Origin of the sequence: Nocardioides furvisabuli, from assembly GCF_021083185.1 — a bacterium.
Lineage (GTDB): Bacteria > Actinomycetota > Actinomycetes > Propionibacteriales > Nocardioidaceae > Nocardioides > Nocardioides furvisabuli.
Map to the genome: position 1 here is coordinate 1 of NZ_JAIGQB010000014.1, position 12,213 is coordinate 12,213.

14 protein-coding genes are annotated in these 12,213 nt (G+C 66.3%); 8 read left to right on the forward strand and 6 right to left on the reverse strand.

Features of this window, described 5'->3' with window-relative positions; all coding sequences use genetic code 11:
- Positions 1 to 227 precede the first annotated feature (227 nt).
- The 6 genes from K4G59_RS19080 to K4G59_RS19105 form a co-directional block, all read right to left on the reverse strand.
- On the reverse strand, positions 228 to 671 hold the full coding sequence (locus K4G59_RS19080) for a ubiquitination-like system serine protease family protein (protein ID WP_231252651.1): 444 nt from the start codon (positions 669 to 671) through the stop codon (positions 228 to 230).
- The gene (locus K4G59_RS19085; RefSeq protein WP_231252652.1) at positions 668 to 1,912 is read right to left on the reverse strand and encodes a ThiF family adenylyltransferase; all 1,245 of its coding nucleotides are present in this window, start codon (positions 1,910 to 1,912) and stop codon (positions 668 to 670) included. The genes K4G59_RS19080 and K4G59_RS19085 overlap by 4 nt, the downstream gene beginning before the upstream one ends.
- Positions 1,887 to 2,171 (reverse strand): multiubiquitin domain-containing protein, encoded by a 285-nt coding sequence (locus K4G59_RS19090; RefSeq protein WP_231252653.1) that lies wholly within the window; start codon positions 2,169 to 2,171, stop codon positions 1,887 to 1,889. The genes K4G59_RS19085 and K4G59_RS19090 overlap by 26 nt, the downstream gene beginning before the upstream one ends.
- Positions 2,172 to 2,365: 194 nt before the next feature.
- Entirely contained in the window at positions 2,366 to 3,109 is a 744-nt protein-coding gene (locus K4G59_RS19095; RefSeq protein ID WP_231252654.1) for a hypothetical protein, read from the reverse strand.
- A gap of 265 nt (positions 3,110 to 3,374) precedes the next feature.
- Entirely contained in the window at positions 3,375 to 4,043 is a 669-nt protein-coding gene (locus K4G59_RS19100) for a hypothetical protein (protein ID WP_231252655.1), read from the reverse strand.
- Between the two features lie 4 nt (positions 4,044 to 4,047).
- Positions 4,048 to 4,590: an RNA polymerase sigma factor gene (locus K4G59_RS19105; RefSeq protein WP_231252656.1), complete on the reverse strand. Its 543-nt coding sequence runs from the start codon at positions 4,588 to 4,590 to the stop codon at positions 4,048 to 4,050.
- Positions 4,591 to 5,112: 522 nt separating this feature from the next.
- On the opposite strand from K4G59_RS19105, the gene K4G59_RS19110 reads away from it, so the two are divergent.
- The 8 genes from K4G59_RS19110 (at position 5,113) to K4G59_RS19145 (ending at position 12,186) form a co-directional block, all read left to right on the forward strand.
- Positions 5,113 to 6,321: an IS110 family RNA-guided transposase gene (locus K4G59_RS19110; protein WP_231252657.1), complete on the forward strand. Its 1,209-nt coding sequence runs from the start codon at positions 5,113 to 5,115 to the stop codon at positions 6,319 to 6,321.
- A gap of 253 nt (positions 6,322 to 6,574) precedes the next feature.
- Positions 6,575 to 7,489, forward strand: a complete 915-nt coding sequence (locus tag K4G59_RS19115) for a bifunctional DNA primase/polymerase (protein WP_231252658.1) — start codon at positions 6,575 to 6,577, stop codon at positions 7,487 to 7,489.
- 364 nt (positions 7,490 to 7,853) lie between these two features.
- Positions 7,854 to 8,699: a serine/arginine repetitive matrix protein 2 gene (locus K4G59_RS19120; RefSeq protein WP_231252659.1), complete on the forward strand. Its 846-nt coding sequence runs from the start codon at positions 7,854 to 7,856 to the stop codon at positions 8,697 to 8,699.
- On the forward strand, positions 8,692 to 9,726 hold the full coding sequence (locus K4G59_RS19125; protein WP_231252660.1) for a ParB N-terminal domain-containing protein: 1,035 nt from the start codon (positions 8,692 to 8,694) through the stop codon (positions 9,724 to 9,726). Before K4G59_RS19120 ends, K4G59_RS19125 begins: the two co-directional genes overlap by 8 nt.
- A gap of 119 nt (positions 9,727 to 9,845) precedes the next feature.
- Positions 9,846 to 10,361 carry a hypothetical protein gene (locus tag K4G59_RS19130; protein WP_231252661.1) on the forward strand — a complete coding sequence of 172 codons (516 nt, stop codon included), beginning with the start codon at positions 9,846 to 9,848 and terminating at the stop codon, positions 10,359 to 10,361.
- 2 nt (positions 10,362 to 10,363) lie between these two features.
- Complete coding sequence (locus K4G59_RS19135) at positions 10,364 to 11,443, forward strand: M23 family metallopeptidase (protein ID WP_231252662.1); 1,080 nt, start codon at positions 10,364 to 10,366, stop codon at positions 11,441 to 11,443.
- Between the two features lie 55 nt (positions 11,444 to 11,498).
- Positions 11,499 to 11,789, forward strand: a complete 291-nt coding sequence (locus K4G59_RS19140; protein WP_231252663.1) for a DUF6112 family protein — start codon at positions 11,499 to 11,501, stop codon at positions 11,787 to 11,789.
- A gap of 97 nt (positions 11,790 to 11,886) precedes the next feature.
- Positions 11,887 to 12,186 (forward strand): DUF6112 family protein, encoded by a 300-nt coding sequence (locus tag K4G59_RS19145; protein WP_231252664.1) that lies wholly within the window; start codon positions 11,887 to 11,889, stop codon positions 12,184 to 12,186.
- Positions 12,187 to 12,213: the final 27 nt, after the last annotated feature.

The following is a 12,213-nucleotide window of genomic DNA, read 5'->3' on the forward strand; positions in this document are numbered from 1 at the left end:
GTCACGCCGCAGATCGACCGCCATCCGGATCGCCCGCTCCCGAAGCTCCTCGGGGTACTTCCTCGGTGCTGCCATGACTCTCATCCTTCCGTGGAATGAGAGCCTCCATCAGACCCGGCACGCGACACGTTGTGTCAAGACCTCGTGCCGCGCCACACCTACAGTTGCAACGCAACGCGACGCGGCTCGATCGCTAAGGGACCCTCGTCCGAGCCTTTACGTATGGCTCAGCCCCGAATGAGGTCCCAGATCCGTTCCCACAAGTGGTTAAACCGCTGACTTCCGGGCTTTCGCGGCGCGGCGTCTGGAAGAACAGCGAGATCGGATATGGGCACATCCCGGCCTTCAAGAGCGCGGCGGTCTCGAGCACGGTTGGCGGCGATCTCGTCCTTGGTGAACTGGTACGACCATCGGATCTGACCTCGCTGGATGATGTAGTGGGACTGGCACGGGAGCGTCCAATTGCCGATGGAGGGACGCATCGAGACGTCGCAGCCGTTGAAGGTGAACGACCATTGGGCTGGCGAGAGGGGCGTGATGACCTCTTCCCCGCACCCGCATGCGCACAAGTGAGCGCAGGTCGTGAACTCGATGGAGACGTAGAGTTTCCCGGGCTCAAGCATCCTCGGGAAGCTGTCGACGAACTCCGGAGTGAGAGCCTCGACGGTCACGCTGCGCTCACCGGTCCTCCCGTCCCAACGTGACTGCCGGGCTGGATCTCATGGAGAGCGTTGTCCTCCTCGGCGGCGGTCTCGTTGGTGACGTGGTTGGTGAACATCGAGTAGGTCGCGAAGTCTTCGGATGTGGCGTCGGCGTAGAAGCCGAGGTGTCGCTTCCAGCGACCGATTGCGAGGACCGCATTGAGGGCGTTGAGGTCGGCGACCTGAATATTTCGCCCATAGTCGTCTCGCTCTTCCGCGGGCTTGGGGATGCGGGCCAGCGCGTCCTCGACGTTGGCGTCAGGGCCGGCGAACACCATCCGGAGCAGTCCGGAGAGCTTGGAATCGATCTCCTCGATGCCCATGCCAACGTCGATGAACGGGATGTTGCGCTCGAGCAGGTGCGTGGCGATCGCGGGCTTCATCGTGGCGTCGTCCATAGCGACGAAGACAAAGGTGGCGTCGTCGAGCAGGTTGAGGTTGTCGTCGTCGAGGTAGGTCTGCTCGCTGTCGATGCCGGTGTGCATGCGCCCGTAGACGTCGGCAAAGTAGGTGACCTTGGCCGGACGTTCGCGCAGCTGCTCGAGAGTCGGGGCACCGGGGGCGCGGAACGCGTTGTGGTTATCGAACACGTCGCCGTCGACGAGCAGGATGCTCGCCACCGGCGTCTTAGCGACCTGGTCGAGAATGTATGCGCCGGTGCCGCCGAGGCCGATGATGACGATTCGCTGGCCGAGAAACACCTGGGCGATGACCGAGAGGCCGGCACGGGTGGTGGCGGTGTCTCGATACCTAAAGGGCAGGTCGCCCTCGACCTGCTGCCATGCCGCGCCGGGTGTCGCGGTGACGGCGGCGTCGAGCGCCATCGCGGGGTGGGTGAGCATGCGAACGTAGGCGGTGACCTTCTCGTACTCGCTCGGGTAGCCCTGGGGGCCCGGCTTGCTGGAGAGCATGAAGTTCGCGGTCAGGTCGGGCGAGATGGTCAGGGTCTCTGCGTTGGCGAAGGCGAACGGGTTCCCGACCTCGTTGCAGGGCGCTGACCCACCGAACCAGATGCGGTGGTCGGTTCCAGAGACGATGCTGTCGCCACTAACGGTAACGGGGTAGGCGAGGAACCCGTACGCGACCACCTTGTCCGTGGTCACGTACGGAACCCGCTTCACGACCAAGTGGCCGTCGATGACGCTGATGTCGTGTCCGTCGTCGAGGAGGCGACGGAGGTCCGCGTCAGGACCGAGAGGTGCGGTAGACATCGAAGACCATCTTGTTCTTGACCTTGACGCTGTGGTTTGGGGTCAGCGAGCCCTCATGCTTCTCGTCGTGGCCCCGCGTGTAGGACACGGTGACTTCCTCGCCTTCGCCGATGGGCTGGGCCGGGTAGGCGAGGTTGACCACCTCCTCGTAGGAGATCGTCCTCTCAGCCCACTGATGGGGGCGGGTGTTGACGACGATCTGCACTGAGCGCTCTTCGTGCTGGTGGCCTACGGTGGGCTCGGTCTTGTTCGCTGACATGGCGACCTCCTTGGTGTTCGGTCGGGCGCTCTTCTCATGCGCCCTCACCTAGTAGTCGGTGCAAGCCTCGACGGCTTTAGCGCGGCGAAACCGGTTACGGTGACCGACCATCGGGTGAAGTCGTCTTGGGTCCATCTGTCGTCGACCAGCCGCCAGGGACACTGGCCGCTGACATGAGCGGTACAACGGCCCGGTCACATGCAGTCAACGCAGAAGCCGCTCGAATCCATGAGGTGCTTTGCCTTCTCCAAGCCGCAGGCCCGACAGGTGGCTTCGTTGGACGCGCGCTGCGTGCATAGACAGCCGCCGCACTTGGGGCAGAAGAGTCGCCGGCACTCCGGGCACGGGAATCCGCGGGCCTTCTGCGTCCCCCCGCAGCACCGAATGTCTGCCTCCAGACGGTGGCTGAACTCACGCGGGGCGTCGAAGTGAGTCGTCTCAACGCCCCAGAGATCACGGTCGGCGAAGACGGCGACCACGACCCTGCTAAGACCGACAGCGTCGATGTAGAACTCCTGACGTTGCCCCCACGGTGTTGCCCAGAACGACTTCCGTCCTAGTGACGCACCGTCGCGAAGGTTGCGGAGCGGGTGGCCAGGAGGCACGTCCTGCCCGGGCCACGGGATAGCGACCGGCCAGCCCTCGAACGGGTCAGGTTGCACACTTGAGTAGGTGACCGCGCCGGATTCACGGTCAATGATGACAACCGCCCCGGCGCATGGCAGGTGTCGAGACAGGGCGATCGCACACACCGGCCGACTCGCTTGAGTCGCGTCTACCAGGTCCAGGAGCGTCTGAGCACATACCTGCCGGCTTGCCACTATGTCGTCGACGACGCGCGCCGGGATAAGCAGCGACTGTGCGACCGCGTCGCAGACCGTCTCTAGCAGGCGGTCCCCGTTCTCCTGTCGGCTGAGCCAGTCGTAGACCCCGTCCACTTGGTCAACGAGCCAATGGCCAAGCTCGTGCGCCAAGGTGAAGTTCTCGCGGCGGTTGCCGGTCGGACGGAAAAGGACGACACCATCGCTGAGATAGGACTGTCCGTCGCACCAGCCTCCGCCCTCGCGACTCTCCGTGAGATGTTGGGCTGGCCGCACAGTTAGCCCGAGGCCTTCCAATGCCTCTTTAGGTGCACCCGCGAAACGCTGCGCCACGGTGTCGGGAAGGGCGGCCAGTGCGGCAGCTACACAATCATCGAACGTCTTAATCACGGCGTTCGTTTGCCTCGAGGGATGCGACAACTTCTCCGAGGGACGCAAGCATCTGCTTCGGGTCTGGATGGTCGCCGCGATTCACGGCCAGCGGCACGCGAGCAGCCAATGCGGACCGGGCAGCCACCAGGCTACTGCGCTGTAGCAGCGCCCAACGCTGCGCAAGTGCCTCGAACGCAGGGGTCTGGACAACTTCGCGTACTGCGACCTCGAAGGCGGTCGCCTGCCTCTGGCTTGTAAGCCGATCTGACGTCGTGCCGAGGATATCCGCGACCGCACGAATTAGTGCGGGCGGAACGTCAGGTCCGCCCCGGCTGGTCCACATAAAGACATCGCGCGTTTCAACGCTCCACTCGCGCGCCTTGAGGCGACGAGCCAACTCACTAGCGTCAATCCTTGCGCGCAGCATGGCGGATTTGAGCGCTCGTTTATCCAACGACTTCGTCAGGTCAGGCACTAGACCGAGGGTGGCTGCAATCGGGTCCGCCTCGAGCGGTGGTGCTCCGTGGCCCAGTTCCCAAACCAGCCCAGCGATATCCAGCAACGCGGCGGTCTCGGAGCGCTCGGGTTCATCCAAGTCTTCGAGCGACGGCATGCGTCCAGTGCGCACGAACTCATCTACGCGCGCGTCGAACTTCGGGTCTGGGTCCTTTGCGTTCATCCCTTCACCACCCTTCTACTCCTTGCTTTTCCAGTGCGTCTCGGAGGGACGTCAGCCCGGCCTTGGTGATCTGACTGATGCGACCTTCAGACAAACCAAATTCCTCCGCGAGTTCTCGGAGGCTGCGCTGGTGCACGATTCGCTCCCAGACGATCTGACGGTCTCGCGCATCAAGTCCGCCCAGGGCATCCCAGATCAGCCCGCCCACGCGCTCATGGTCGACCGCTTCCGCCACGTCGTCGGCGAGAAACTCCTCGGACCCGAGCTGCGTTGCCGCAGCGTCCGAGATTTCGCCACCGTCGCGACGTACCCGCGCGGACCGCAGAACATCGACGGCGCGGCGCTTCACAGTTGCGATCATTAGCGCCTCCCAGCTCTGGACGCCGGTAGGTGGCGATTCCATCAAGGAGCGGAGCGCGTCGTGCACGACATCCTCTGCCTCGCTCTGTCGTCCACCTTCACGAAGAATCCCAAGTGCGGAGGCCCACATCTTGTCCCTGTGTTTTGCGTAGAGCGCAGCCCAGTCCGGCGGCGTTCCGCTGCTCACGACCGACCTCGCTCCCTGCGGCTCCTCTGCCGCTACGGATGGCCCCTCACTAAGTAGTCGAAAGAGGCAAGGCCGACTTTAGGCCGTCGGCTGAGGGCTGGTCACGCACCGCCTTGGACATGACCGGCCGTTTTCAGGACGAGGCCCGACGGGCGTAGTCGCGATGACCCTCTCCGTTCGGGTCCAGCGGCCCATCCTTCCCATCCAACGTAAGGGACCCGACGTTACGTCGGCTGGGTCAGACCGGATCGTGGCTACATGACGGGCGCCGTGCCGACCCACAGCGTCATTCTGGGCTACTAGAGACTCCCGCCAAGGTCGACGTCTGGCCAGACTCGACCCAGGTGCTCGGCGGGCTCGCTCTCTTTTGGGCTGCCCACTGCCGACCGCGGTGTGGTCCTCTTCCGGTTTGCGGCCCGCCGAGCACTGCTGACGAGGCGTGGCTCAAGAGGGGACTGCCCAGCTCGTAGTAGCAATGCCCGCCTCGCCGTCCATCCGGAAACTCACAGGCGGGAGAAGCACATGAGCAACCCAGTCGGACGCGTCGTCATCGGCGTCGATCCCCACAAGCTGTCGGCCACCATCGAAGTCCTCGACCAAAACGAGACCAAGCTCGGCACCGGACGATTCAGCACCGACCACGCCGGCTACAACGCCATGCGCACCTATGCGTGCACCTGGCCCGATCGGGTCTGGGCAGTCGAGGGAGCCAACGGAGCCGGACGACCCCTCGCCCAACGACTCCTCGAAGCGGGCGAGCACGTCGTCGACGTCCCGGCCAAGCTCGCCGCCCGAGTCCGTCTGTTCGACACCGGCCACAACCGCAAGACCGACGCCCTCGACGCCCACTCCGTCGCCGTCGTCGGAGTACGCACCAAGACCCTCCGCGTCCTGCACCGCGACGGGGAACTCGAAGCCATGCGGATGCTCGCCGACCGCCGCGAAGCCCTCACCCGACGCCGCGTCCAGACCGTGTGCCGACTCCACGCCCTGCTGGCAGAACTCCTGCCAGGACAGGCGAAGAAGGACCTCACCTCCGGCCAGGCCAAGGTCATGCTGGCCAGCGTCCGACCCCGCGACATCGCCGGGAAGACCCGACGCCGCATCGCCGCCGAGGAGCTCGCCGACCTGATCGCGACCGAGACGAAGATGAAGAAGGCCACCGCCGAGCTCAAGGCGATGGTCCAGGCCCGCCAGTCGCACCTGATGGACATCCACGGCATCGGTCCTGTGGTAGCTGCCCGGATCCTCGCCGACGTCGGCGACGTGGCCAGGTTCGCTGACCGCAACCGGTTCGCCTCCTGGACCGGCACCGCGCCACTGGACGCCTCCTCGGGCGAGCAGAACAGACACCGACTCTCACGAGCCGGCAATCGGCGGGTCAACCACGTGATCCACATCGCCGCCGTCACGCAGCTGCGGCCCGACACCGACGGCCGGGCCTACTACCGCCGCAAGCGAGCCGCCGGAAAGAAGCCGGCCGAGGCACTGCGCTGCCTCAAGCGACGCCTCTCAGACACGATCTACAAGCAACTCGTCGCGGACGCCCCCGGCGCTGGCACGGATCCGGGAGGGCACTGCGGGGCGGCTCTTCAATCCAGCGCGGTCGACCTACACCCGCACATCGACACTTCGGATCAGCCACTCCCGGACCCGCACAGCCGACGCTACGCCGCACCGGCGCCACCCCGGAAGAGCCAAGCGACAAGGACCCTCGAAGTCACCCGTTGACAACAGAGGGGAGCCGGGGTGCAGCGCCTGTTGGTACGCCCAATCTGGGCGATTCACCTAGCTTCGTGCGCTGGGATCGCCCGGTATGTCTCAACCTCTGGGTGGCCCCACGCTAACCGATACTTCGCGCTGAGGCCCCGGCGTCCGCCGTGCACATACCTGGCAGCACGCCTCCGCCCGTCCCATGCTCGCGAGGACGGGCGCTACCGAGGAGGGGCGGAAATTGGTGCCATAGCTGTGGACAGTCGAGCCCATGGACGACCAACCACAACGGCAAGGCTCTGCCCGCTGGAGTCCGTGGCTCCTGGACTCGCTCGTGCGAGCTCCGGACTTGGCGACGGCGGCGGCGCTCGTCGTAGGCCGCGGCATCCCAGTCTTCCCGTGCATCCCCCGTGGCAAGCAACCCCTCACCGTCCACGGCTTCCATGACGCCAGCACCGACACCGACACCGTCAGGTCATGGTGGCAGCGATGGCCTGACGCCAACATCGGCGTCCCCACCGGTTCGGCCGGCGGCGTCGACGTGGTCGACGTAGACGTCCACGGCGCCCGGTCCGGGTTCGGTGCCTTCGAGCGTGCGCGACTTGCCGGATTCGTCGAGGGGTGGGCGTGGCTGGTCCGCACTCCCTCCGGCGGCCTCCACGCCTACTTCCTTCGCACCACCGCCACGGACCAGAGGTCGTGGCAGGTGCCTAGCCAGCACATCGACTTCCGCGGCGACGGCGGCTACATCATCATCCCGCCCTCCTGTGCGCGCACCGGTGAAGGCGTCGACGGCCACTACCAGCAGATAGCGGTCGCCGAACACCACCGGCCCACACCGGTCGACGCCTCGGGGCTGCGGCGGTTCCTTGACCCGCCTAGGCAACTGCGCCCGTCCGCCACCGTGCCCTCGATCGGCAGGGCCCCCGACAAACTGGCCGCCTGGGTCGCCTCGCGTCCCGAAGGCGCGCGCAATGGCGGACTGTTCTGGGCAGCGTGCCGGATGGCTGAGGACGGACACGACCTGGGCAGCACGACCTCGCTGCTCGGTCAGGCGGCTCATGCTGCAGGACTTCCCGAGCCCGAGGCCCTGACCACCATTCGATCTGCCTTCCGGATCGTCTCGCGAGTAGCGCCGGCGTCGCCGTCACGCCCTACGAAAGCGGTTGAGGGGGTGGGGCTGTGAACACCCACGCGCCCTACCGACGCCGTCTCGATCGCGCGCTGCCTGAGCCCATGCCGACGGCCGTACCCGAGCCTGCACCGAATGACCTCGTCCTTCATGGGGACCCCTCACTCCCCCAGCCGGTCCAGCCATCTGGGGAGCCGGTCCGACCGACGATCACGTGGGTCCGACCCAGCGAGGTCTCCACGCTGATCGGGGCCCGATGGGCAGGCTGCGGGATCGACCTCCAGGACGAACTGACTCGACGCGCTCGACGCGTCCCAGCGGCTGCCGCAACTAAGGCAGCCAGACGCATGAACCATCCCGCTCAAGGCCAGTCGCTGCCTTCCGCGACGACGGCCACCCCACCGGAAGGACTCGGACTGTGAACGACCCGATCTACGCCACCGCAGAAGGACTTCGACTCCTGCTGCTCGACCTCGCTTATGCCGGACCCGGTGCATGGGAGACCGACCCCGATGCCGCCGAGCTGATGGCGTACGCCATGGACAAGTACGGCGCGCTCGCTCACAAGTACGGGCTGGAACCCACAGACGCCGCGACGTACGCCTTCGAGATCATGAACGCCCGGGCGACCCGGCTGGCCGAGGATCCGTGGGCAGTGATCACACACGCGGTCCACCTGAGCCTCGTCTATGAGTCCCGGGCCCGAGGGCTGCTCTGCTCAAACCAGCAGGCGCGCCACAGCTCCGGCTTTGGCTATCACGACGCCGAACGGTTCAGTGAGCGCGACGACGAGCTTGCGAACTACCATTCAGCCTTCCAGATCGAGGACGACCTCAGCGCGATCGACGATCCGAGGCAGGAGTCCATCGAGGACGAGCCGACGAACGCCTACTTCGCCCTCGACCAGGCGATCCAGTTCTTCGTCGAGCTGGGGTGGTCCCGACGCACTGCACGGCTCGGGTTGGAGTACATCGCCGCCCGCCTGATCCGCACCGGCACCCGCCTGAGCGCCTTCGAGTCGCTGCGGCGCGACGGGAACGGACCCGCGCTCTTGGACGTCGATCACAAGTCCTGGCTCGCCGTCCTGCGCGGTGTGCTCGGAAATCAGCATCGCGACCGCTCTCACACCAGCGAGGGGCGCGGGATCCTGCTGCGTCTGATGTCCGGCGAGGGTCTCGACGAGCTGTTCGAGGACGGGGCACTCGCGGGCCTCATCGAGCGCGCAGCGCCCGAGTACACGTCAGCGAGCACGGGCCGTGTCTGACAAGGGGTTCGTCGAGCTCGAGCGCCAGATCGACTCGATCGTCGTCGGTGAGCGTCACCGTCGGCATCCCGGTGACCTGACCAAGCTGACGGAATCGCTCACCCGCGTCGGCCTTCTGCAACCGGTCACGATCACCCCGGACGGCTACCTCATCTGTGGCTACCGTCGATTGGCGGCCGCCAAGGAGCTCGGCTGGCAGACCCTGCGCGTCTGGGTGCGCTCGGGCATCAGCGACGAGCTGACTCGGTTGCTTGCCGAGCGCGACGAGAACATCACCCATCAGCCCCTCACGTCCGACGAGGCAGCCAAGCTCTACCAGGAGCTTCTCGACCTGGTGAAGGAGGACGCGCGGCGCCGACAGGCCGCCACCCAGTACGGGGCGAAGAACGATCAAGTCGCAGGTCAGCACGGTCATGCTGAATCAGCATCACCGGGGCCAGGAGCCCTGGGATCGGCCCGTCGTCGGGCCGCAGAAATGGTGACGGGCAAGGCGTCGTACGCACGGCTCGAGCAGATCCTGGAGATGGAACGCATCGCGGCGGACCGTTCCCAGCCCGAGACGATTCGCCAGGTGGCGACCGACGAGCTCGACTCGATCCGCAACGGCGGTCCGGTCGATCCTGGGTACCAGCGAGTCAAGGCAGCACAGCGCGTTGCCGCGCGGATGACCTCGAGCCAGGATTCGGTAGTGGACGCCCTCACGGACGAGGCCCTGGCCGAGGCGAAGGCTGATCACAGGCGTCGAGTCCGAGAGAACCGTGCGAAGCGGGCGTCGGCGGCAGCCAGCGCCAAGCGATCCACGCGCGCCTTCGTCCTGACTTGGGCAGAACTCGACGGCTGGTCCACGCGATACGACGTCGAGCAGGTGGCACGAGAGGTGAAGCCGGACGACTGGACGCTCTTCCTTCGCGTCGTCGACGAGACGCGCGCGTTTGTCGAGGCTGTGACACGCGCACGGGAACACGCTGCCACCTCAGACACATGCGCTACCCGACACGTTCCGAAGTTGTCCGCCGACGTCACCTGATCATCGCCGGCCTCGCGCTGGGCCTCTTGTTGGTCGCCGTCTTCATCTACTCGCTGCAGATGGGTCCCTCACCGGCGCGGCCGGGCACGACCGGGGTCGCACCCGCCACACCCAGGGCGATGACGACCAAGGCCCCCGTCTCCCCCGTCGGCGCCCTCGCCCCGTTGCGCCCGACGAGCGACCCTGACGCGTTCGCCCGCCTCGTCGCCGACGCCATCTTCGAGTGGAACACGGCAACGCTTGTCGGGCGGGCCGAGCACGTCGAACAGCTCGTCGCCGTGGGTGACCCCACGGGTGAGTCCTCCCCCGGTCTGGTCTCTGACCTCGACAACTACCTGCCCACCGAGGAGATCTGGGCCGAGCTGGCCCAGTACGAGACCGCGCAGTGGCTCGCCATCGAGTCGGTGGTGACACCCACGCTGTGGGACGAGGCAGAGGCCCAAGCAGGCGACGAGCTGCTTCCTGGAACCACCGCCTTTACGATCGAGGGCACGCGACACCGTTCCGGACTCTGGGAGAACCAACCCGTGGTCTCCGAGCATGAGGTTGCCTTCACGGTCTTCATCGTGTGCGCGCCGTCCTACGCTCAGTGCTACCTGCTGCGCCTCTCGAGGCTTGATGAGCCGCTGGACTGAGCATGGCCAAGGTTGCGCTCATCACCGTCCTAGCTCTCCTCTTCGGCCCCGCGATCCTGTTGCTGAGCCTCGGCGTGGTGCTCAACCCCGCCGCCCAGGCCTCGTGCCTGTCGGCCACCTCCTCGTCCCCGTCGACGCGCGCGCCCTCAGGCACCGAGCCAGAGACCTCACGCGTGGTCTTCCCGCTCCCGGCCGGGTCGTGGACACGCTCGAGTGGCTTCGGGATGCGGGTCCACCCGATCACGGGCGAACGCAAGCTCCACACGGGAGTAGACCTGTCAGCCAATGCCGGCACCCACATCGTCGCCGCTGCCGACGGACGCGTGGTATCCGCCGGGCCCGCCAGCGGGTACGGACACCTCATCGTGATCGAGCACACCGTGGGTGGACAGCCGGTGGCAACCGCGTACGCCCACATGTACGCCGAGGGCATCCACGTCAGCGTGGATGACACGGTCACGGCTGGCCAGCACATCGCAGACGTCGGGTCGGACGGCTACTCGACGGGCGACCACCTGCATTTCGAGGTCCGACCTGGTGGAGTCAACGCTGCGCCCATTGACCCTGAGCCGTGGCTGAGCGCGACCGGAGCAGCCGAGATCAACGGCAGCGAGAACGCCAGCTGTGACGAGACAACGAGCGGACCCGCGACGTCTTACCCAGGGACCAACCCGAACGGCTTGGTCGATGACCCCACGACCGACGGGCTCATCACCGAGCAGACGGCCCACGTCCTCGCCCAGGTCCGGGCCGCCTTTCCTGACACGGCCTGGGCATGCTGGTCGCAGCGCCCCGGCAACGACTCCGAGCACGAGGTCGGACGGGCCTGCGACGGGACGTTCGGCAACTCGATCGGCACGGCTGCCACCGGGCCCGCCCTTGACCTCGGATGGAAGCTCACCAACTGGCTCAAGTCCAACGCCGGCAGCCTCGGCGTCGAGTACCTCATCTGGCAGGGCCGCATCTGGTCGGTGGCGCGCAGCAGTGAGGGCTGGCGTTCCTACGACGGTGGCGGGATGCACGACCCGACCAGCGTGACCGGCGGACACTTCGACCACCTGCACTTCACGGCCGTAAGCTGACTCGCGAGGCAACCACCCACTTCGCGGGCTGGACCTGGACGCACACCTTCCTGGCGTGAGCATCACGACAACCCTGCTTCCACTGGTAGGACCCGACTTCGGTGCCATCGGCGGAGCAGGCGACCTGCGGAAGATCGTCGGCGCATTGCTCACCTACGGCCTCGTCATCGCCGTACTCATGGTGATCGCATGCGCAGCGACGTGGACGTTCGCGTCAGCACAGGGAAGCTGGCAGACGGCCAGCAAGGCAAAGACCGGGCTCTACGTCGCACTCGGCGGAGCCGTACTCACCGGAGGTTCACTCGCCTGGGCCAACTGGCTCCTTTCCCTCGGGGCATCTCTGTAGCCACCTGTAGCAAGCGAGCTCCCTCCCGCGTTGCCTACGTACCGGCGTCGCGCGCGCACCTGCACTGCAAGACCCTGACCCCTGCCCAGGAGGAATCGTGCTCTACCGCTCCCCAGTGCTCCCGTACGACATCACCATCAGTCCCAACTCCAACGGCCTACCGGGCATCGGGCAGCTCCGAGACGTCGTCGGCGCCGCCATGACCGTCGGCCTCATCCTCGCGGTGCTGGCCCTCATCATCTCCGCGATCGTGTGGGCTCTCGGCGCGAACTCGTCCAACCCGCACCTCGCTGGGCGAGGCAAGGTCGGCGTGCTGGTGGGCCTCGGAGCCGCGATCATCACCGGCGCGTCCGTCACCCTCGTCAACTTCTTCTGGAACGTCGGCCAGTCGGTCTGATCCGGGCCTGAGACGACAGGACGACAC

Coding starts and splice junctions, on each gene's coding strand:
- K4G59_RS19085 (WP_231252652.1), bottom strand. CDS start 1,912: ATGTCTACCGCACCTCTCGGTCCTGACGCGGACCTCCGTCGCCTCCTC.
- K4G59_RS19090 (WP_231252653.1), bottom strand. CDS start 2,171: ATGTCAGCGAACAAGACCGAGCCCACCGTAGGCCACCAGCACGAAGAG.
- K4G59_RS19100 (WP_231252655.1), bottom strand. CDS start 4,043: ATGAACGCAAAGGACCCAGACCCGAAGTTCGACGCGCGCGTAGATGAG.
- K4G59_RS19110 (WP_231252657.1), top strand. CDS start 5,113: ATGAGCAACCCAGTCGGACGCGTCGTCATCGGCGTCGATCCCCACAAG.
- K4G59_RS19115 (WP_231252658.1), top strand. CDS start 6,575: ATGGACGACCAACCACAACGGCAAGGCTCTGCCCGCTGGAGTCCGTGG.
- K4G59_RS19130 (WP_231252661.1), top strand. CDS start 9,846: ATGACGACCAAGGCCCCCGTCTCCCCCGTCGGCGCCCTCGCCCCGTTG.
- K4G59_RS19135 (WP_231252662.1), top strand. CDS start 10,364: ATGGCCAAGGTTGCGCTCATCACCGTCCTAGCTCTCCTCTTCGGCCCC.